Source organism: Olleya sediminilitoris, from assembly GCF_016785945.1.
Classification (GTDB): Bacteria; Bacteroidota; Bacteroidia; order Flavobacteriales; family Flavobacteriaceae; genus Olleya; species Olleya sediminilitoris.
Genome location: NZ_JAEMEF010000004.1, coordinates 291,580 through 313,397, shown reverse-complemented (window position 1 = coordinate 313,397; position 21,818 = coordinate 291,580). Strand labels below are relative to the sequence as shown.

At 29.9% G+C, this 21,818-nt stretch carries 14 protein-coding genes; 4 read left to right on the top strand and 10 right to left on the bottom strand.

The features are described from left to right. The 3 genes from JAO71_RS07125 to JAO71_RS07115 are packed head-to-tail and all read left to right on the top strand — an operon-like array spanning position 1 to position 4,185. Entirely contained in the window at positions 1-2,688 is a 2,688-nt protein-coding gene (locus JAO71_RS07125) for an OmpA family protein (RefSeq protein WP_116823014.1), read from the top strand. 29 nt (positions 2,689-2,717) lie between these two features. Beyond that, a complete protein-coding gene (locus JAO71_RS07120) occupies positions 2,718-3,380 on the top strand; it encodes a hypothetical protein (protein WP_202999835.1) in 663 nt (220 codons plus the stop codon). A 31-nt stretch (positions 3,381-3,411) separates the two neighbouring features. Further along, entirely contained in the window at positions 3,412-4,185 is a 774-nt protein-coding gene (locus tag JAO71_RS07115; protein WP_116823016.1) for a hypothetical protein, read from the top strand. Between the two features lie 235 nt (positions 4,186-4,420). Here the strand turns inward: JAO71_RS07115 and JAO71_RS07110 are convergent, their stop codons facing one another. The 4 genes from JAO71_RS07110 to JAO71_RS07095 form a co-directional block, all read right to left on the bottom strand. Further along, entirely contained in the window at positions 4,421-5,068 is a 648-nt protein-coding gene (locus JAO71_RS07110; protein ID WP_028291081.1) for an outer membrane beta-barrel protein, read from the bottom strand. 95 nt (positions 5,069-5,163) lie between these two features. Beyond that, positions 5,164-6,519, bottom strand: coding sequence for a DUF5458 family protein (locus tag JAO71_RS07105; RefSeq protein WP_054851313.1), 1,356 nt, complete (start codon positions 6,517-6,519; stop codon positions 5,164-5,166). A gap of 3 nt (positions 6,520-6,522) precedes the next feature. Beyond that, entirely contained in the window at positions 6,523-6,972 is a 450-nt protein-coding gene (locus tag JAO71_RS07100) for a hypothetical protein (RefSeq protein WP_028291083.1), read from the bottom strand. Between the two features lie 63 nt (positions 6,973-7,035). After that, the gene (locus JAO71_RS07095) at positions 7,036-9,504 is read right to left on the bottom strand and encodes an ATP-dependent Clp protease ATP-binding subunit (RefSeq protein WP_116823017.1); all 2,469 of its coding nucleotides are present in this window, start codon (positions 9,502-9,504) and stop codon (positions 7,036-7,038) included. A gap of 264 nt (positions 9,505-9,768) precedes the next feature. Between JAO71_RS07095 and JAO71_RS07090 the strand changes: the two genes are divergently transcribed. Beyond that, positions 9,769-10,518: a hypothetical protein gene (locus tag JAO71_RS07090; RefSeq protein WP_054851315.1), complete on the top strand. Its 750-nt coding sequence runs from the start codon at positions 9,769-9,771 to the stop codon at positions 10,516-10,518. An 88-nt stretch (positions 10,519-10,606) separates the two neighbouring features. Here the strand turns inward: JAO71_RS07090 and JAO71_RS07085 are convergent, their stop codons facing one another. The 6 genes from JAO71_RS07085 to JAO71_RS15845 all read right to left on the bottom strand — a co-directional run bounded on the left by JAO71_RS07085 (position 10,607) and on the right by JAO71_RS15845 (position 21,809). Continuing rightward, entirely contained in the window at positions 10,607-11,071 is a 465-nt protein-coding gene (locus tag JAO71_RS07085; protein ID WP_202999833.1) for a hypothetical protein, read from the bottom strand. A 55-nt stretch (positions 11,072-11,126) separates the two neighbouring features. Beyond that, positions 11,127-12,596 carry a hypothetical protein gene (locus JAO71_RS07080; protein ID WP_116823019.1) on the bottom strand — a complete coding sequence of 490 codons (1,470 nt, stop codon included), beginning with the start codon at positions 12,594-12,596 and terminating at the stop codon, positions 11,127-11,129. A 2-nt stretch (positions 12,597-12,598) separates the two neighbouring features. Next, on the bottom strand, positions 12,599-14,566 hold the full coding sequence (locus tag JAO71_RS07075; RefSeq protein ID WP_202999831.1) for a T9SS type A sorting domain-containing protein: 1,968 nt from the start codon (positions 14,564-14,566) through the stop codon (positions 12,599-12,601). Positions 14,567-14,620: 54 nt separating this feature from the next. Then, complete coding sequence (locus JAO71_RS07070) at positions 14,621-15,025, bottom strand: DUF7793 family protein (RefSeq protein ID WP_202999830.1); 405 nt, start codon at positions 15,023-15,025, stop codon at positions 14,621-14,623. 5 nt (positions 15,026-15,030) lie between these two features. Next, on the bottom strand, positions 15,031-15,444 hold the full coding sequence (locus JAO71_RS07065) for a hypothetical protein (RefSeq protein ID WP_054851320.1): 414 nt from the start codon (positions 15,442-15,444) through the stop codon (positions 15,031-15,033). 188 nt (positions 15,445-15,632) lie between these two features. Further along, positions 15,633-21,809 (bottom strand): PAS domain S-box protein, encoded by a 6,177-nt coding sequence (locus JAO71_RS15845; protein ID WP_236011189.1) that lies wholly within the window; start codon positions 21,807-21,809, stop codon positions 15,633-15,635. Positions 21,810-21,818: the final 9 nt, after the last annotated feature.

The following is a 21,818-nucleotide window of genomic DNA, read 5'->3' as shown; positions in this document are numbered from 1 at the left end:
ATGCCGATAGGAATAGAAAAAATAGTAGTTATAAGAGAGGGGGTAGAACAACCTTGGAGAAGTTTCTACTTAACACCTGACTTCTCATATGAGCTTAGAGTGAAATATTTTTCTGATACACCAGAAGCAATGAAACATCAAGCTAAATGGGTATTAAAACCAAAAGACTTTGGTTTATATAGTAGTGCGGATCAAGATGGTAACACAGGAGATATAAGGTATGTTTCTATGGAAGCAAAGTTTTGTGGACCTAAACGATTTGTTATTGAAGCTTTTCTAATAGAACCAACCAATAGTTTTCCTCAACAACTTGAATTTTGGGGAAGAGCCCCTGAAAGAATCGTAAGTGCTACTTGGAGTAAAACTAATGGAGGTGAAAATATAAGAAATGAAAAAATACAATATGGTGATAACATACATCTAAATATACAAACTGAAGGATTAAATGGAGCTTTATTAGACATAGATATTTTTAATAAACGTAGTGAAAATTCAGAAGAAAAAGCAGATACTATACACGCTATAAAATGTGATAAAGGAGAAATAAATATTAACATAAAAAACACTTATTCTTGGCGTGAGTTTACTGGTTGGACAACTAGTAATAGTGGAGAAGATTTTTTTATTAAAGTTAGAGTATCAGGTAAGAGTGAGAACATTGCAGATACAAATGGTAAAGAAACACATGCAGAATTTTTAACAATAGAGGATGAAATTTCTACTCGTAATGTTGAAACACATGAAGAATCTAGACCTTTAACCGTCGGTGAAAATGAAGTAAATGTTGAGAGATATGAATTATGTCATTTTAAATCAATCGAAATAATAGATGATGGTACTACTATTTCATTGTTTGATGAAGGATTACTTTTACAAGATGACAAAGGTACTGGAGAATTTCATTTTTCAGAAACTATTCATTTCGACTTTGATGAAGACAGAATTAGAAATGACGCCAAACCTGTATTAGATGGTGTTGTAAACTTACTGTTAGATAATCCATACATACCATCAGAAATTGGAGCACATTGTGATATAAGAGGAAATAACAACTACAATGATGATTTATCTAGAAGAAGAGCTCTATCTGCATTAAATTATTTAGTAGACAAAGGTATTTCTAGAGATAAAATAATAGCCAATGGTTATGGAAAGAGAAGATTATTAATAACAGATGCTGTAAATGATGATGAGCATGAACAAAATAGAAGGTTAACAGTTCGCTTTAGAATTTCTGATGATGATGCTGAAACTATAATATTTCAAACCATTTCACCAGATATTAATAGAGGAAAAGAAATTGAAATCAACATAGGAGGATACCAAACGGACAAATGCTTAAGAGGTTCAAGTGACCAACACTCTACAATGGTTAAAATAGAAGAAATCACAAATAATGGTATACTTAGGCCTGCCGATAAAAGTGGTACAGCTTCAATTAAACACAAGGTATATTCCAATTTATCAAGTAATAATTTTATTCCTTTTAACTATATTCTACCCCATAAATCTTCCACAAACGATTTTTTATTTTACATAAATAGCTGTCGCTATTATTATAATAATGAAAAAGCCACAGTAAGGATCAAAGTATATCCAGATATTAAATGGGATTTTCATTTCTTTCTAAATTTAAGTAATTCTCCAAGTGTTAAATGGACAAACCTAGGTGGAGCCAAACATAGAGAAATGCAAGAAAAAGCAGGTAAAATAGGGGCAGAACAAAGATGGAAACAAGTAGAAGTCGATTTTGGAGTTATTCTTGAGGCACAATGGAACAAAATAGCAGAAGACAACTATGAAACCAAAGAAGAACTTACACTTACATTTGATTCTAAAATAAGAAAAATCTATAGTGTTTTTGCCCAGTTAAAAGAAATATCTTCAATTGTTACAAGTAAAACAAAAGGTAAGGCTATAGATACCCTTGGTAAAAGATTTCCTTTGGGAGTAGAAGTATTACCTCCTAATTTTTGTTTAGGTGCAGAATGGCAATTAGCCAGAGGTATAAAAAATCACAAAGAGTTAAGGGAATTAGGTACAGATATAAAATTTTATTTTAAAGCTCAACCCTTAATAGGTTTAGAGCTAACACTAGATCTTTTACAATTAGCCCTAGGAGCAACAGGACCTGCTGCACCAATATTAATAGGTATAAGAGATTGGTTAGCACCTGATGGAGATGATGATAATTTTTACATAGACATGTATGTTAACATAAAATTATTCGGAACCATCAATATAGATGATTTATCACTTGCTTATAATACAGCCTCAGACGAAACAGACCCTTCTAGAAAAGCACAATTAGACGCTTCAGCAACAATAGGAGTAACATTAGAAGCTGGAATTATGGTTAAAGCCACAGCTGCTGTAATTGTAGGAGAATTTTATGTTGAAGCTGGTGCTAGCTTTGAAGGAACGGGTTCTATTACATTTGGACACTCCTTAGTTTATGAGCAATCTGCGTTATATTATCAACCTAAATTACTTTTTGATGGCTTAATAGCTAAAGTTGAAATTAAAGCCACAGTTGGATTAGAAATCAAAAGAAGCTGGTTTTCTGGAGATTACAACAAAGAATTAGTCGACCATAATAAAGAATACAATTTAATAAGACCTTTTGATATCATTAAAAGTGTTGAAGATTTAATGGAAATAGAAACTAAAATAAAACTAATAGGATAAAAATGAAATCGATATTTAAAACTTTAATAATGTGCATTATATTTCAAGGATGTCAATCGCAATCTAATTTCGATTTAATAGAACTCTCACTTAATAAAGATAAAATTAATGATGTAATCACTAAAGATACTAAAATAAAAAAATATCCCTTAGGTAATACAAACAATGAATATATATCAACCAAAGCAGAAGAATTACTAATATTTAACAATACTAGTCTTATTGGTAGTCAAAATCCAGACAGTAATAGAGGCGTTAACGGAATAAATTTTTACTATAACAAAAAAGACAGTATTATTTATAAATATCAAGTTTTCATTTATTCTAAAGTACAGGCAGAAAAATTATTATCAGCGTTAAAATTAAAATTAGGCGAACCTAACTATACGGGTTATATGAGATTTGGAGATAAAGAAAAAGATAATTTCTCATCTCTATTATGGGAAGAAAAAGAAAATAATCGCTTGTATTTACTAAACTATTCGTTAAACGAAACTGAAAAAGCAAGACTAGAAGTAAAAAATAATTCTTCAGATATAAATGAATTAAATTTAACTGCTTCCTTTAGTTACTGGGAAGATTATTTAAAAGTTAGAAAAAGAAAAGATAATCTAAATTATACTTATCAAGATTTTTTAGATGAAAAATTAAAAAGAGATTCAAACGATGTTAGAGCTAAACTATCAAAGTAAGAAATTACATCTAAAAATGTAGATCAAAATTATGAAAGAACCTTATTATATGATTGATTTTAATGCGGCAGCTTGTTTATTCGAGATTCGAGTTAACGACCAACCTATATTAACAATGAATCTTCATGCACAAGCTTCTACTATTTTACCCATTAACTATGTTATCAATAAAAATGGCAAACAAGAAGTAACTATTAAAATGCTACCTCTTCTAGGAGAAACTCAATTATCACCAAAAGCAAAATTTAGCTTTAATATAAAATTATATGATACAGTTAAAAACTTCGAACTTAAAAATCAATTTAGTGGATTTGAGTCAAAAGAAGTAAAGGAGAAAGTTATTCCTTCAATCACTAACAAATCATTTTTCGATGCTAAAGTAAATTATAAACTTAAAAATTATTGGTTAGATGGCAAAGATATAGAAGATATAGAAGACTATAACATAAAATTAAAACATAGCTATTTAAGAATTATAAAAATTATAAAATCAGGAAATTTTGATTTGTTTTCTAAAAAATTAAAAAACAGAGAATACAACATGTCCACATCTATGTATCTAAATTCTAATGACAGTAAAAAAAGAATTACTAGTATTGTAAATAATTTAAAAAATGGTTATGACCATGTTATTTTCCCCGAAAATGTAATACCAATCATTTCTGCTTATGGAAAAAAAGTTTCGTTAAAAAAAACTAATGGAGAACCTGCCTTAGCCTTTGGCAATAAAGAGAAACAAGAACAAATAATGTTAGATATTGAGTTTTATTTCAATAAACAAACTAATTCCTTTGAAATTATATAAATTATAATTCTTTATTATATTGTAACCTATTACAGGTTGAAATATTTTTTTTTTAAAACTTCATTTTAATACGATAATAATTAAAATATTCAGTTTTAATTTTATCAAAAAACTATTTAACAAGGCACATTTCCAAAAAAAATAAATAGCTTTTAAGAAACTTTGATCTAAACAAAAAAATCCCAAGACTTTATATCTTGGGATTTTTCATTGATTTGAGTATTATTAGATGCTTTTAAAACTTAAACATAACTCCAAATTGAGCGGTTTGAAAAAAGTTATTAAACACATTTAAATCAACATTTAAGCTATTTGTATTACCTTCTTCACTAACTAAATCATCTCCTATATAATATGCTTCATTATTTAATGATCTATAATTAGCAACATCAGATAACACAAATGATATTGCTATATTATCCTTGACAAAATAATTAACTCCTAAATTAAGACCTACTTGAAATCCTGTTGCTTTTTGAGTATTAGATTCAAAACCACCTTCTAATTTAACATAGTCTCCACCCAACTCTCCATATACTTTAAACCTTTTTCCTAAGTCTAAAAAATAATACCTTAAAAATAGTCCTGCTGTAATAGTTTCTTCTATATTTTTTTCAGTGTCATCATCACTTTCTTCAGTGTGTTGATAAGATAAGTCTAAACCTACAGCAAAATCATCACCAAATAAATAACCAGCTTTAGGATTAATTATATATTCAGACAAATCTGCTCCTGATCTTGCATCTGTATCATTACTATAACCAATCATTCCCTCTACTATTACATTACCTTTTAAAAGGTAAAATGATGGCTCTTCTACTTCTTGAGAGTATCCTACAACAGCTATTAATAACAGGCCTAATAATGCAAATTGTTTTTTCATTGTGATTACTATTAATTTAAAATTATTTATTAATGTTTTTAAGCAAAAAAAACCGAAGAATAAACTTCGGGTTTTTTTCATTTATATTTTATTGTTTATTGTTGTTCATACTCAGCATCCCAAGCATTACCATCATCTCCTTTTTGACCATCCATCTTAATCATGAAATTTTTGGCTGGAAAATATGGTTTCATGTGGACATCTAAATAGATACGATCTTTCTGGTTATGATCTTGTTCAAAACGTTTAATAGAAAAATCTTCAATTAATTTGTCTGGTCCTGTAATATTGTCTAAAAACTTAACAATCTGTCCCATTAATTCTTTTCTTGTCTTTGCATTAAAGTTTTCAAATGCACGTCTGTTTAAGAAGTCCATTAGCACTTTAGTTACATAATCAAATACACGTACTACAGAGTAAGTTTGTAACCCTAAGTTATCTCCATTAAATAACGTTTTTGCAGAAAAAGCCATGACTTTACCATACTCGTTAACCATCGGTACTAAACCTAGTTTTTCAAGCTGAGCTATTTCACTTTTCTTTAAATCAAAACGTACACCATCAATTTCATTAATACCTCCAAACTTTTTACCTGCAGTTACTTGAGACATTAATGTGTTATAAATTTTTCCTGCTAATGCTCCTGCTGGTGGTACAAATAAGTCATCCTCCTCTCCTACTTCATCATGCTTACCACGACCAACTAGCCAGTTACAAGACATAATTACATTTGATCTATAATTATCTCCTCCTGTTAAATTTGCTGATTCAAACATTTCCATAACATCATCTGGCTCGTCTAAATGAGCAAAATCTGTTACTAACATTACTTTATTGTCATAAGCGATTTTAGCCCACTTTTCTACAACTTTATTAGACCCTAAATAACCTGGTATTACAAGTAAGCCATAATTATCTCTTAAATCTAAACGGTCAAAAGATGAGTTTAATTCTTCTGAAATAGCATCAATAAATCTTGTATTATCTAAATCTTTAACTTGATCTAATTCTGCATTTACAATAGATAAGTTTTTAAGTTTATCTGCTTCTGTATTTTTATAAAAAAGAGCCATAGATCTATAAGATCTTTCAAGGTCTCTTGTTGCATCAATAGCAGTACCTAAATTCTTTTTTAAAGATACATCTGCAACTTGTGATAATTTTTGTGATTCTTCAATCATTTCAGGAATATCATCAGATCCTGACAATACTGAAGACCACATTTCAAGTACTTTTTTTAAAGTTTCTCGTTCGTCTTTTTTAGCATTTTCTGTTAGAAATATTTTTTTTCTTGCTTTACGTTCTGGGTTCATGTTTTGAACACCTTCTACACAAGCTTCCATTAAATCAAAACCACCATACTTTGCTAGTTTCTCGCTATTAGTTTTTAAATACTCTGAAGGGTTTTCAACTGGCTGAAATCCTTGCGCTTTATCTTGAGAGGCTGCCATAATCTATTTATTTTCTTCTATTTCTGTTAATAATGCTCTAATAGATTCTAGTAAAGCTTCCTTTGCTTCTGGATTTTCAAGAGCTGTTTTTAGTATTTTATTGGTTTTTAATTGCTTTGCAATTTTAATGTACTGGTCTTTTTCGGTACTTAGGTCTTTTAAAAACTTACTTTGCCTTGTAATTCCTTGAGCACCATAGTCTCCAAGGTTTTTAAATTTCAAGGTTTCTTTTTTCCCAACACCATCAGAGTCTTCAAAATCTACTTCAACATTTGGTTGATAATGCTCAAAAACATCGTCTATAGTTTTTAACCCTTTAACAACTTCTGGTTTTATTGGTTGATCTTGAGTTAATTTTTCTACAAGTAGTGTTCTGTTTTGAGGAATTTCCTGAAGAGCTTCGGCTGAATCAGATTTTACTTCATTACCTCCTATTCCGTAAGTATTACTCATTTTTTTGGTTTCAAATTAGATTAATAATTATGTTAAATATAAAACTATTTTTTTATTCGGTATCTATTTATTAGATATATCCCACGTTAATGCTCCCTTTTTGTCAATATCTAATTTAATAGTAGCGCCTTTTGTTAATTCGCCTGAAATTATTTTTTTTGACAATGGAGATCTAAGGTCTTTTCTAATAACACCTCTTAATGGTCTTGCACCATATTTTGGTGTAAATCCTTTTTTGGCTAAATGTGTTGTTGCTTTATCACTTAAATGCAAAGTCATTTCTTGCTTATCAAGTGCTTTGTGTAAATCTTTTAATTGAATTTTAAAAATCTTAGTTATAAAGTCTTCCATGATTGGTGAAAACGGAATAATCTCGGTCAATCTTCCTAAAAATTCTGGTCTAAAATGTTTACCCATCATTTCTAATAAATCATTAGACTTAGGGATTTGTCCTGCATTAAAAGTATCTACAATATGATCGCTTCCAATATTAGATGTAAACAATATTACTGCGTTAGAAAAATCACCTTCCTTACCTAATCGATCATGTAATTTACCTTCGTCTAAAATTTGTAAAAAGATATCAAAAACAGATGGATGAGCTTTTTCTATTTCGTCAAACAAAACAATAGAATACGGTTTTTGTCTAATTTTATTAACTAGTAAACCACCTTCTTCATAACCAACATATCCTGGAGGTGCTCCATATAATAAGGCTGCAGAATGTTCTTCTTTAAACTCTGACATATCAAACCTAATGATTGATGTTTCGGTTTGAAATAAAAATTCAGCTAATGCTTTAGCTAATTCGGTTTTACCTGTTCCTGTTGGTCCAGAAAAGAAAAAGGATCCAATTGGCAAACCTGGTTTACTTAATCCTGATCTAGATTCTAAAACAGCTTCTGTAATAACTTTTACAGCATGATCTTGACCAATCACTCGTTTTTTAAGTTGGTCTTCCATATTAAGCAGTCTGTCTTTTTCGTCTGCTTGAAGTTTTCCTGTTGGAATCCCTGTTTTATTAGCAATGGTTAAGGCAATATCATTTTTTGTGATATGTGTCTTGTCTTTAGAAGCAACTTTTGATAGATTTTTTAAAATTGAATTAAGCTCTTTAAATCCTTTTGCTGCTGTTGTGATGTGTTCTAGTTTATTTTCTTCTTCCAACTCGGTAAATAAAAGATAACTCAGTTTATCTTTCATTTGAGTATACATCCATTTTATCTCACTTATAGCTTGATCTGTTGGTCGTTTTTCTGCTTTAAGTGCTTCAACGCGCTCCTTTAATGTTTCAATTTCTGGTACAGAGGTTTGAATCATAAATTTAGCAGCAGACATGGTACGGTCTATTAAATCTATTGCCGAATCTGGTAAACTTCTTTCTTTATTATAACGTTTAGCTAATCTTATGGCTTCTGTTATTGTTTCACTATCAATATCTAAATTATGGTGTTCTGTATAATAAGATATTGTGTTTTCAATCATTCTTAAGGCTTCAATTGCCGAAGGTTCTTCTAGTGTAACAGTTTCAAATTGTCTAGATAAACCTTCATCTATTTCAATATGTTTCCTAAAAGCATCATTTGTAGCTGTAGCAATAATTGTAAGTTCGCCTTTAACTAATTCTGATTTTAAAATATTTACTAAACCTTGATTATTGTTAGTCTTATCTGTAATTACGTTTAGCTGATCTATTAATAATATAGCTTTATCTTGAGCTTTAACCTGGTCTATTACTTTTTTTAATCGGTCTTCTATTTCCCCTTTATAACCAGCACCTGAAACTAAACTTATAAAATCTAACTCATAAACTTCTGCATCTTTTAATTGCTCTGGTATATTAGTATTTAAAGTCGTGTATGTTAGTCCGTTTAACAAGACTGTTTTACCCACTCCAGGCTCACCTAAAATAATAACATTTGGTTTAGAGCGTCTTCCTAAAATTTCAGTAATCATTTTAAGTTCGGCATCTCTTCCTGAGATTATTTCTAACTGATTTGATTTAGCTAAATCTGTTTTATTAATAGTGTAATCAATAACTCTATTAGAAGTGTTTTGAGCTGTTTTTACCTGTGTACCTGATTTTGTAGTTTTATTTGATGATGACGCTTTACTTGAGTGTTTTATAACATCTTCAGCCTGTAACGGAAACGTTTTTAATTGTTCAAAAGAAAACCCTACACCAGGAATTGCTAATGCAGCTAAAACACAATGTGCATTGACTTTTTCCACACCTAATTTCAGTTTTATTGTTTCGGCTTCATTAAAAATAGCTTCTACAAAAGCATCATGACCAGGTTGTTCTGGTATTTTATTAGTTTTCGGGTAAGATTCTAACCTTACTTCTGCCCATTCTTCTATATAATAGCCATCAACGTCAATGCTGTTTAGGTACTTAAGCATACCTATGTCTTTATGTAAAAGTGCTTTTAATAAATGTGCTGACGAATATTCTTTGTGAGAATACTCTTTTGCTATGGATTGTGCAATATGTATTGCTTGGTTTAATGATTGATCTAGGGAGTACTCCATTTAAAGTCTTAATGGTTTTTGGTTGGACTTAGATTTAAAAATATATAAATAATATGGATTGGTAATATAAAAAACGAATAAATGTACGGTTTTGTCTATGAATAGCATTTTAATACAACTAATAGCAAGGTGAAACGGTGTTTTTAATTCAGCTAAAAATAAATAAAAAATGAAACAAAATAATTTATTATTAAAAAATTAAAATAATCTATTTAATTTAGTCTTTACAAATTAAGCATTTACAAACATTTAAACTAAACAAACATGTTTTTAAGAGTCTCTACAATTATTTTAGCTTTATGCTTTATATCTTGTAATGAAAATCCCTCAAAATTTGATGGTGAATGGCAGTGTAACGATGGATCTGCCACTATTTACACCTTTAAAAAGGTAAATAACAACAGTTATATTATGCAATGGGATAACGACAAATACATCACTGGTTTAGTTACTAAAAACGATGTTTTTGAAACTGCAAACGAAATAATTGCTATTGATAGTAAAACTAATGAATTGATATTACCTAAAGAATGGAATTGTCAAAAAGCTGTTAAATTAATTTTACCTGAAGAAAACACACAGGATAATATTGCTGAAACAAATGTAACGTCAGAAAAAATAGCATCTAAAAGTGTAAATAGCACAAAATATTTAAACACTAAAACTGATATTAATAAACCAACTGATAAAACCAATATTAATTATTGGATTACAGATGAAACCATTGTTTATGATTGTTTAATAAGAAAACAAGAAATTAAGGAAGGTTTTAAACTTTTAACAGTTGATTTTATACAATTAAAAAAAGCAACTGCTGACAGTCAGAATTTTTTTGAAATAGTCAATAAAAACCCCAAATTAAGAACATTTGCATTTACAGATAAAACAACATTTTTACCAAGCGATTTAAAATTTGATACTTTAAAAAAGTATCAAACAAATAATGATGAGGGTCAAGTATTTAAAATCTCTGTTGTAAATGGTAAAATACAATCTTTGACAAAAACTTTATAAGTTAAAAACTTATTATTAATAAAAACCCAATCTTAAAATAGTTTTAAAATTGGGTTTAATATAAAAAACAAAAACACACATTTTGCTATTAAATATATTTACTCAAAATTGCTTTTAATTGTATTGTGTCTTTATACTCATCTCTGCATAAATTATTATTTTCATCACAATCTAGCATTGTATGTTCAATGGTTACTAAATTGACTCCTTTTTTTTCTAACATTAACTTACGTTTATTGTTATAATTATTAATGGTATTAAAATCTCCAGAGATTAACGCTTCTATATTGTCTATATTTGGTTTTGTTTGATTTACGACACACTCTATAACTAAGTCTTTTGCTTCATAAAAGACTGCTAATGGTAGTATTTCACTGACTTTTCCGTTGTTATTTAAATCTCCTAAAACCCATCCCAGTGAGCTTTCGTTTTGCCCATCACCTATTAATAATTGGTTACATAAATTGATGATGTAAAATTGATCTGACATTTCTGGATCAGATACATTACTACTAGATAAAATAGGATCTAAAACTTGATAATTGTTCTTCATGAATTGATTGTTTATTTTGATAGATATTGAGGTTATTTCTATTGTTTAGTTCAGCTTACTTCATTGAAAGGTTTAAAGAAAATACAGTAATGGTATTTGTACCACCTCCAGTTAGTCTTTGTCCCCAGATTTCTACATAATCACTTGGATCTAGCTCCACTGTAGCTGATATAGAATTACTTGATATATCAGTCGTACTATTTACCCTCATCAAGGTGTTTGATTCAACTAAAGTTGTAACACCATTTTTTCTTATAAAAAATGCATAAAAGTTTCCCACTCCTGAATTACCTCTTATTGATAATGATGCATTAATTTGGAAAGTTCTAGTTTTTTTACCTAAATAAGTAATTCGATTATCTAGTGGTGATGACATTCTAAAAAGGTTAACAGCTGTTGTATTGTTTGGAAATGTTCCGTTACCTGTTAGGTTAAACGGTGTACCATTTGTTACATCTTGCACAAAACCAGTAGTAATTGTTCCATTATAATAGATATTACCTGTTGCCAGCTGATCAGACTCAACTGGTATCCCTGGACAGTCTACTGTCCAAGAGTTAGTAAAGTTATAACCAGGATAAGATCCTGTTGTATATCTATTAACATAATCAGAAGTAGTATTACCACTAAAACTTACACCAGATAAAATACCATTTTCAACACTCAATCCTGCAGTACTTACATCCATACCAACTGCAGTACCATTCATCTCAGAAAAACCACCTTGTTTTTGTATTAAGTTAAAAGTCCCTGTAAAGGTTTCGTAGGTCCCACCATTATTAGGAAACCAGCCAACATTACTTAATAATAATTCTGAGATATCATTATAAATTACTCCTGCACTGTTACCAACAAATTGTACAATACTAACAAAAACTAATCCAAAACCTTCAATAGTACCTACTGCGCCAGAATTAGCAACTATACAATCTCTAAAAACAAAAGAACTGCTTGCTGCACCATTTAAACTAAAAACAGTTCCTCCTGGAGCTGATAGTGTTACACTTCTTACACTACCTCCTGTTGTGCCGGAAAAAATAGTACCTCCTGCAGAAAACAAAACATCTTCATTTGTATCAAAGCCAGTGATGTACGCATTATTTAAATCAATAGGTACTGCTAATGCTATAGTTCCATTAATCTCATATAAAGTATTTGTATCTAATAAATATGTAGCGTTTCCACCAGCAGCTAATTCATCTGCTAAATCTGCTGCAGATTGAATTAATTTATGATTAACCCTTCCGTTAGATTCAATTTTAACCCATATGGTTCCATTATAATGGTAAAATGAATTCTCAGTAGTATCATAAACCAATAACCCTTGGGCTGGAGTTGTAATTGCTAAACGTTGGGTTGTTGTCATTCTTGGTGCTAGTAAACCTTTATCTGTTGAAGATAAATCTAACATTGATGATGCATCTGGTGTTAAAGTACCAATACCAACTTGAGCATTTATATTTAAACTAAAACATATAAATACTAAAAGTGAAAGCGATTTTATTTTTAAGTTGAAGTGTTTCATAATTAATGAGTTAAGATTTTTTGTGAAATTTCTCCTGTTTCAGTTTCTACTTTAACAAAGTATACTCCGTCAGTTTGGTTAAAAGGAATTTCTATTTTAGTTGAATGATTAATATTTGAATTTAATTGAAGTATTTTTTGACCTAAAACATTAAATACTTGTATGTTTTTTAATTGAATATTATCCAAGTTGTTTAATACTATTGTTTTGTTCGGGTTATAGTATATTGTGATGTTCTTGATTTCATCTTCGTTTACAGATAAGGTTTCAGCTGGAGTAAAAACAACCGAATACCTGTCATAATATTCGCCAATAGGCAAATTGATTAAAAAATTAGAATCCGTTATATCATGTGTCGTATTCAATATATTGTCTTTGATATAGATTGTATTCTGAAAATTTTCTACTTCATCTATCATAATTTGATGCGTTCCACTTTCTGAGATTAATAATCCTAACGGAAACTCAAAACTGTCATCAAATGCATCCACACCTTGAATAGCATATTTATTATCTGTTTGACCATCAATTATAAAATACAGTTCGTCAGCTCTATTGACTTTCATTAAAGCGTCATAACCTGGATTATGAGTAATATCTGCTAACTGATTAGGTAAAAAGCCTAAAAGCAATTGTCTGTGGAAGCCTTCTGGATCTTCATAACCCAATCTGATGTATTGATTACTTGAAGTATTTTCAGCAGCAGCTTGATCTGTTCTGTAGTGTACAGCATCTCCTGAAGATTCTGTCCTAAAAATACGCTGTCCATTATTAAACTGAATATTTCCTGTTCCTGTCGCTCTTATAAAAAATCCTTGACCAACAGGCACATAAGGTGGTGGAGTTGTTATACTACCTGCTGTACCAACACCAGAAATTAATGGAGATGCCACAGATGGTGGAGTACCTCCTGTTATATTTCTAATGGCATAACCACCTAAATAGTCTGATAAATAATGAGAAGTAGATCCTCCGTCAACCCAATAATACAAAGCATCAAAAACAGTTATGTTATCGTTAATAAACTGCGCAACATCCAATGCTGATGGATAAGGGTTACCAACTAAAGACTCTTCTCCTGCGTTAATTGGCGTAGCGTATTCACCATTATTTGGCACTCCATAGTACACGTAATTTTGAGTAGCATCTACTGTATTTGTACCTTTCATAGTATATCCAATACCTGGATTTAAAGGGGTGTTTTGGTTAATAACTGCCCAATCTGCATATCCAGAAGATCCTTGAGCATATTGGTACAGCCATCTAGTATTAATAGTTAAAGCAGTTGTAACATTGTCACTACCATCCACAACAGATGGTAATCCGTTATATGGAGCTCCTGAATTAAATAGTACAGGTTGCGGAGTAAATGAATTGATAGCAGAATCTGTACCATCAAATTTATTACCAGCTATTGTAAATGTTCCTGAACTATTAACTGGAGAAGACCAAAAATTATATTTAAAAGCCGAAGCTTGACCCTGTTGGTCTACCATTATTTTTCCAGTCGAAATTGTATTAGCATCCAAGCCAGTGTGTGCTTGAATTAGTTGAGACTCTCCAACCAATCTTACATCTCCACTAACTAAATTAACATTGTTCTCTACATTAATAGCAAATCCATCTGTTACAGACACGCCTTTAGTATTAGTTGCAGTTATATCTACTTGCAGATTATTAAAGTTTACGGTTTCAGTAGTTCCAGAAATACTTAACAAGGGATTATCTACACTTTTGAAAAATGTAGTTCCGTCTGAAGCTGCTGTGGAGCCATTATTAATAAAATTACTGTTAAGGTATAGTTCTCCATCACTAACATGTGAAGCACTATTGTCGTTTGTGTACTCGTTTTCAAAATAAACGTCAGTAGACGATTCAATTTTAAGAATCCCTTTATTTATAATTTGTGCAGTTGCACAAAACATACTAAAGAGTATAAAACAAGTACTTATAATATAGTTTTTTGTCATAAAAGTTGTTTTAGTGATTAAAAGAATTCATAGTTGTTATTAGTATTAAGGTTATTAAATTTGATTACTAGTTTCTAAACAAAATTGTTTAGCCACTTCTAGGTCATTGCAAACTTTAAATGGTATAATTGGGTCATAAATACGTTTGTAAGATGCGATTAACAATTTAGTAGCCATAGAGTTTGTTATAAAGGCCTGTGATATACTAGAATTATTTAATAGACTGTTTTTAGCAATAAACTTTGCAGCCTCTGTGGAAAACGTACCTCTAAAACCTCTTAAATCTATAACAGAAGACATAGACATACCTTCACTAATTTGAAGTATCCCATTAAAGTATTTTTTTGCTGTATTTAAGTCTAAAACAAAATCTGATTGATTTTGAGTAAACTCAAAATAAAGTATATTGTCATAATCTGTCCAAAATTTTGCTTGTCCTACTGTTACCATTTTTTTCATTTTTTTTAACTGATAGAATTATAGGCTTGGTTATCTTCTATACAAAATTTAATAGCAGATGTAGTATCTACAAATATCAAATCTGGCATCGCTGGATTACAGAAAAAACTAACTACCTTTAATAACACACTTAACTTAAACGAGTTAACCAAAAACGTTTTTGATAATGTTAAAGATTTGATGATTCTATTTTTAGACAACAACTTAAACACTCTAACAGCGTTATTAAAATCCAATGCTTCTAGATTAAATAATATAGGCATATGCACACCTTCTGATAGCTTGGTAATGGCTTCATTGAAAATTTGATCTAAGTCTTCTGGTCGGTTACAATCTGAGAACGTATTAAATACCTTACAGTAGATTACATTTTGATCAACCCAAAACTTTAAGTCATTGATTAGCAATTGTTTTTTCATTGTCTGTTTTATTTGAAAAGGAATAAACAATACGAATGCCAAAGCTTATATAAATATACAAATAAATACCAAACAGCTGTATATCAGTGATTTAAAATATTTTATTGTTTTACAAATTACTTTATCAAGAATCGGTATTCCGTCATTTTTTAACGACGAAAAACACTACTCACGGAATACCGTTACTTTTATTTAGGTTTTTTAATACCTAGTTTAGACATTCTATCGCGCAAAGTACTTGGTTTAAGACCCAACAATTCTGACGCTCCTTTTTCTCCGCTAATTTTCCAATTGCAACCTTCTAAAACTTCTAGTATATGATTACGCAATACAGAATCCAGACTTAAGTCTTTACTATTAATACGTTGTTTAATTTTTTGATTAGCGGTTTCAAATCCTGGAACAATTAAAGTGTCTCCTGTAGATAATATCAATGCACGTTCAACCAAGTTTTCAAGTTCTCTAATATTTCCTGGCCAATTGTAAGCTTTTAATTTTGTCATAGCTTCATCAGAGATATATTTAACTTGCTTGTCATAAGCTTTATTAAATTTATCCACAAAATGCTCTACCAATAACGGAACATCGTCTTTTCTGTCTCTTAATGAAGGGACATTTACAGGAAATACATTAAGCCTAAAGTATAAATCTTCTCTAAATTGTTTTTTCTTAATCTCCTCTTCAAGATTTCGGTTAGTCGCTGCAATAACCCTAACATCTAGGGTCTTTGTTTCGACACCTCCAACAACTTCAATTTCGCCTTCTTGTAAGAATCTTAATATTTTGGGTTGCATGTCCAATGGAAGCTCTCCTATTTCATCTAAAAATAATGTACCACCATCTGCTAATTCAAACTTTCCTATTTTATCAGCAAATGCACCAGTAAACGATCCTTTTTTATGACCAAACAGTTCGCTTTCTATAAGCTCTCTTGGTATTGCAGAGCAATTAACTTTTATTAATGGTTTATTGTTTCTTGTACTTATATTGTGGATTGCTCTAGCTAACAACTCTTTTCCTGTACCTGACTCACCAAGTAACAAAACCGTTGCATTTGTTGGTGCAACTTGCTCGACTTGTGTTAACACGTTACTAAACTCAGCACTTCCATACACCATTTCTTCATAGTTAAAAACAAGATCTAGCTCGTTTCTAAGGTATACATTTTCTCTTTCAAGTTGTTTACGTAAATCATTTAACTCTAAATTAGCTTCGGTTAATTGCTGGTTGGTTTTAGCAATTTCTTTTTCGGCTAATGTACGCTCTTTACTTTCTACCATTAAAGAAACAATACTAGCTATTGATGTTGCAAAACTTTCTTCTTCATGGGTAAAGACACGATTTGGCACACGACATTCAAAACTTACAATACCGTAATGTTTATTTCTTCCGTAGATTAAAACATCTACTCTTGAAGTTATTTGATTAGGCTTAAAGTATTTTTCTGAAAATGCTTTGGTTAATGGATCTGTATTTACATCTGATATATTAATACTGTTTTTAGTTTCAAAAATGTTGAAATAATCAGGATAATCTTTTTTATAAATAGTTAAGTTTTCAACTTGAGCTTCATCTGTTAATAAATTATAATGAAGCTTACTTAATAACTCATTATCATCATCTTGATATTTCCAAATGGTAACCAAAGCTATATCTAAAGCTATTGCTGAAGTTTTTGCTATTTTTAGTAAAGATGAATTAAAATCTTCTCCAATAAGGTTAGCCAACTCTATAATGGTGTTTTTTCGTTGGTTAGATAAAATTATATTGTCTTTTAATATATTTTCAGCTTTAACACTTAATGAAATATCGTTTATGGTAGCAAAATAGGCTTTTACTTTTCCGTTATTACCTTTTATCATAGAGTAGGATAATGAGGCTGGAAAATACTCGCCATTTTTTCTCTTTAACGTCACTTTAATATTAGAACCTAGTTTTTGACTTGCATTTTCAAACAGGTCATAAACCTCATCATTTTTTTCTGGAGGCCAATACGGAAAAGGAGGTTTTATACCTATTAATTCTTCTTCAGAAAAACCTGTCATTGTACAAAGCGCTTTATTAACTTTAATATGCTTACTGTCCAAATCTACAACAGATAACCCTTCGTGTAATGACGTAATTAACTCCTCAGAAAATTCTTTTTCTGATTTTAGCTCTTTTTCTGCTTCTTTACGCTCTGTACCTTCAACCATTAATGAAACAACACTTGCAATTGTTGTTGCAAATTCTTGATCCTCAGCAGACCATTTTTTTAATGGTTTACCAACATGCTCAAAACATAAAACACCATAATGACCCTCTGCGCTATTAATAAACACATCCATTAATGAGGTTATATTATTTGGTACTAAATAATCTTTAGCAAATGCTTTAGTTAATTTATTTTTTTGTGCATTTGTTACTATTATAGTTTCTTTTTTATCTAAAGCAAGGAAGTATTCTGGGTTATCTTTATTAGATAAAACTGTACCTGACTGATATTTTCCTGTCTCAAGACTAAATATTTTTTGACAGGTTAATTGATTCATCTTTGTATTAAAACGCCATACACTAACTCTAGCTACGTTTAATGTTTTTGAAGCTAATTCTGTGATTTTTTTAAATGAATGATTTAAGTCTTCACCTATTAAATTTGTTAATGATATTATAGCTTCTTTTTTCTGATTAGATTTAAAAGCTGAATCTTCTAGGATTTTTTTTGCTTTTTCTTCTTTTGATATATCTTTTAATGTTGCAAATAAAGCGGTTAAAGTATTTGTATTATCCTTAATATATCCAGTAGTAAAGGATACTATTATTTTTTCTCCATTTTTTTTAATTAATCTACCTTTTGTATTTTGCTTATTACCCTTTCTGGTTTCTGTTATTGCCTCGGTTATTGATCCTTCATCATCTGAAAACTCAAAAGGAAATGGTCTTTTCATACCAACTAACTCTTCTTCTTTATAGCCTAATAATTTAGTTACCGATGGGTTAACCTTTAGAATTTCTCCTTTAAAATTTATTATAATAAGCCCTTCCTGAAGTGACATTATTAAATTATCTGCAAACTCATTAGCAATTTTTAATTCTAACTCTGCTGTTTTGCGTTCTGTTATATCCTGAATCGTACCAACAAAATTAACTGGTATATTATTTTTAAAGATTATTTCTCCTAAACCATGAATCCATATTACGTCTTTTGTATTAAGTGTTTTAACGCGATACTCTAAGTCAAACTTTTTATTATGCTTTTGACATTTTAACATCTCATGTTTAACAAGTTTTTTATCTTCTGCTATTACTAAGTTTTGCCATAAGGCAAAAGGAATATTCTTTTCTTCTTCTACACCTATTATCGTGTTAAAATTTATTGATGTTATTGCTATTTTATTTACTAAATCAAGGTTAAAACTTCCAATTTTAGCAATTTTTTGTGCTATAATTAGTGATTGCTCTTTGTCTTGCAATGTAATTTCTGAAAGTTTTCTTTCTGTAACATCTTGAATTGTACCCAACATTTTGATAGGGTTACCTTCATTATCAAAAATAGCTTCCCCTACACCATGCACCCAAATCTCGTTACTATCAATTGGCCTTAAAATTCTGTACTCCTTATCAAAACGCTGTTTTGACTTTACACAATCCAAAAAGTATTGATATACATGGTCCCTATCCAATGGATGTATTAAATTTACCCAATTATCTATTGTGCGTTGGTAATCTTGGTTTATCCCAAAAATATTAAACATTACTTCAGAACTATCCCAAGTCATGTCTAATAAATCTATAGTGTATGAGCCTATGTTACCAATTTTTTGAGATTGTTTTAAAACATACTCGCTTTCTTCTAATTTTAATTGCGATAATTTACGACTTGTAATATCCTGTATGGTACCAATTAACTTGATTGGGTTATCATTTTTATCAAATAATGCTTCAGCAATACCATGTACCCAAATCACTTTATTATCTAAAGGTCTAATCACTCTGTACTCTTTAGAAAACCGTTTGTTATTAGTAATACAGTCGTTTAAATAATTATTAAGGCTATCTCTGTCTTCTGGGTGTACATAATTATTATTCCAATTAGAGACTGTTTTTATAAATGAATCATCAATACCAAAAATATCGTCTAAAACTTCAGAGGATTGCCAAGTCATGGTTTTTAAATCTACCGTTATGGATCCAATACTTGCTACTTCTTGAGATTGCCTTAAACTATACTCGCTTTCAAGTAATTTAATTTCGGATAATTTACGCTCAGTAATATCTTGAACAGTACTCACCATTTTAACAAGTTCTCCATCTGTACCAAACAGCAATTTACCTATATTATAAACCCATATTATTTTATTGGTATCAGGTCTAATTACCCTATATTCTTTATAAAATTTTTTGTGTTTTTTAATGCAACAATCTAAACTTTTAAGAACATCATCTTCATCATCTGGATGAATTATTTTTTTCCAATTTTCAAATGTTTTAGTAAATGTTTCATCTATACCTAAAATATTATCTAAAATCTCTGAAGATTCCCAAATCATAGTTTTAAGGTCTAAGGTTTTAGACCCAATATTTGCTACTATCTGAGATTGTTTTAATCTGTATTCGCTTTCTTTTAGTTTTTGTAATATTTGCTCTCGTTCGGTTACATCTTGGACGGTTGCAAAATTTATAATTGATTTTCCGTTTTCATTTTTTATACTAGACATGATAACGTGTGCCGAAAACTTGGTTCCGTCTTTTCGTTTATAAACCGTATTAATATTAGGGTTTAACGCTCCTTTTTTTAGCGTTTTATTTTTTTGTTGAAGTTCTTCAAATTGTTCTGGCAAATGAAATGGATGTGGTATTTTTTTACCCAACAATTCTTCTTCGTTAAAACCTGTCATTTTACAAAATGCAGGATTAACACTTAAAATCTCAGTATGTTCACCTAAAACCACAAAACCTTCATGCATGGATTTAATCAGGTTTTCTGAAAACTCTTTAGCTGACTTGATTTCTTGGAGGTACTTTTTACGTTCAGAAACATCTCTTGCAATGGCTAATATTTTATCATCGCTTATTAATCTTGAAGAGATTTCAACATCAATAATAGTGTTATCTTTTTTAGTGAATTGTCTTTCAAAAACTACAGGAGTTCCGTTTAATAATTGCTTATTATTATCACTATTTACATTGATATTACCAACTAATACATCTTGAATTTTTAGCTTAGAAAATTGGCTTTTAGTAAACCCTAAAGCCTTCGCTGTAAAATCATTAAACTCGTGAATTGTACCATCTAGAGAATATACAATAATAGCATCACTTGCATGATTAATTAATGTTTTATAGGTTTCGTCCTTTCTTTTTATTTCTGTGACAATATTATGTTTAATTATGGCAATCTTTGCTAAATTAACTGCAAAATTAAGTTCTTGAACTTCATCAATAGTTGGAGAACTTATAGCTTTACTATAAATTGCAAAAGTTCCTAAAATAGTGTTTTTTTCATCTAAAATAGGAAGTGACCAACAAGATTTAAAACCATGTTTTAATGCTATTTCTTTATCATTTACCCAAAGTTTATCATTCTCTATGTCTGAAACTATAACTGGTTTTTTTGAAAAAACTGCAGTACCACACGATCCTTTTTGTGAGTGTATCTCTAGAACTTTAATATATTTTGTATAAGTTTTAGGTAACGATGGTGAAGATTTAAGATGTAATTGTTTTCCGTTTTTACTTAGTAAGCTTATGCATCCAAAATAGTTAGGATTATTACTTTCATAATTAAGCAGTAGTTGATCAAAAATAGAATCTAAAGGTGTATTTAATGAAATTAAATCTAAGATTTGATTTTTTTGGATTAACAATTGTTCTGCTTTTTTACGCTCTAAAACTTCATTACCTAAATCTAGACTTTTTTGTTTAAGCTTATCTATTAATCTTTGACTGTAAAGTTTTAATACCTCATCTTCAGAGATATTAATTTGATCGTTAATAGATGTTGCTTTCTGATTTTTTTCTAATATATATTTTATTTCTTTTATTAATTCTTCGTGATCGATTGGTTTTCGTAAAAAAGAAGCTGCACCTAATTTTAAAGCAAAATCTTCGTCTAATTTGGCTGTATATGTTGAAGTATAAAATACAAAGGGAATATTTTTATAATCACTATTAGCTTTACACGCTTTACAAAACAAATATCCGTCCATTATTGGCATTAAAATATCCGAAATTATTAAATCGACATGATATCTTTTTAAAGTCTCTAAACCTTCTTGTCCGTTATTTGCTTCCAGTACCTGGAATCCTTCTTTTTCTAATATTACTCTTAATAAGTATAGGTTTTGAAAAGTATCATCTACTATTAAAATTTTTTTAGAATCCATGAGCTGTTT

What these genes read in the sequence shown, in the direction of transcription:
- JAO71_RS07125 (WP_116823014.1), top strand. Translation starts at nt 1, where the DNA reads ATGCCGATAGGAATAGAAAAAATAGTAGTTATAAGAGAGGGGGTAGAA.
- JAO71_RS07120 (WP_202999835.1), top strand. Translation starts at nt 2,718, where the DNA reads ATGTGCATTATATTTCAAGGATGTCAATCGCAATCTAATTTCGATTTA.
- JAO71_RS07115 (WP_116823016.1), top strand. Translation starts at nt 3,412, where the DNA reads ATGAAAGAACCTTATTATATGATTGATTTTAATGCGGCAGCTTGTTTA.
- JAO71_RS07110 (WP_028291081.1), bottom strand. Translation starts at nt 5,068, where the DNA reads ATGAAAAAACAATTTGCATTATTAGGCCTGTTATTAATAGCTGTTGTA.
- JAO71_RS07105 (WP_054851313.1), bottom strand. Translation starts at nt 6,519, where the DNA reads ATGGCAGCCTCTCAAGATAAAGCGCAAGGATTTCAGCCAGTTGAAAAC.
- JAO71_RS07100 (WP_028291083.1), bottom strand. Translation starts at nt 6,972, where the DNA reads ATGAGTAATACTTACGGAATAGGAGGTAATGAAGTAAAATCTGATTCA.
- JAO71_RS07095 (WP_116823017.1), bottom strand. Translation starts at nt 9,504, where the DNA reads ATGGAGTACTCCCTAGATCAATCATTAAACCAAGCAATACATATTGCA.
- JAO71_RS07090 (WP_054851315.1), top strand. Translation starts at nt 9,769, where the DNA reads ATGTTTTTAAGAGTCTCTACAATTATTTTAGCTTTATGCTTTATATCT.
- JAO71_RS07085 (WP_202999833.1), bottom strand. Translation starts at nt 11,071, where the DNA reads ATGAAGAACAATTATCAAGTTTTAGATCCTATTTTATCTAGTAGTAAT.
- JAO71_RS07080 (WP_116823019.1), bottom strand. Translation starts at nt 12,596, where the DNA reads ATGAAACACTTCAACTTAAAAATAAAATCGCTTTCACTTTTAGTATTT.
- JAO71_RS07075 (WP_202999831.1), bottom strand. Translation starts at nt 14,566, where the DNA reads ATGACAAAAAACTATATTATAAGTACTTGTTTTATACTCTTTAGTATG.
- JAO71_RS07070 (WP_202999830.1), bottom strand. Translation starts at nt 15,025, where the DNA reads ATGAAAAAAATGGTAACAGTAGGACAAGCAAAATTTTGGACAGATTAT.
- JAO71_RS07065 (WP_054851320.1), bottom strand. Translation starts at nt 15,444, where the DNA reads ATGAAAAAACAATTGCTAATCAATGACTTAAAGTTTTGGGTTGATCAA.
- JAO71_RS15845 (WP_236011189.1), bottom strand. Translation starts at nt 21,809, where the DNA reads ATGGATTCTAAAAAAATTTTAATAGTAGATGATACTTTTCAAAACCTA.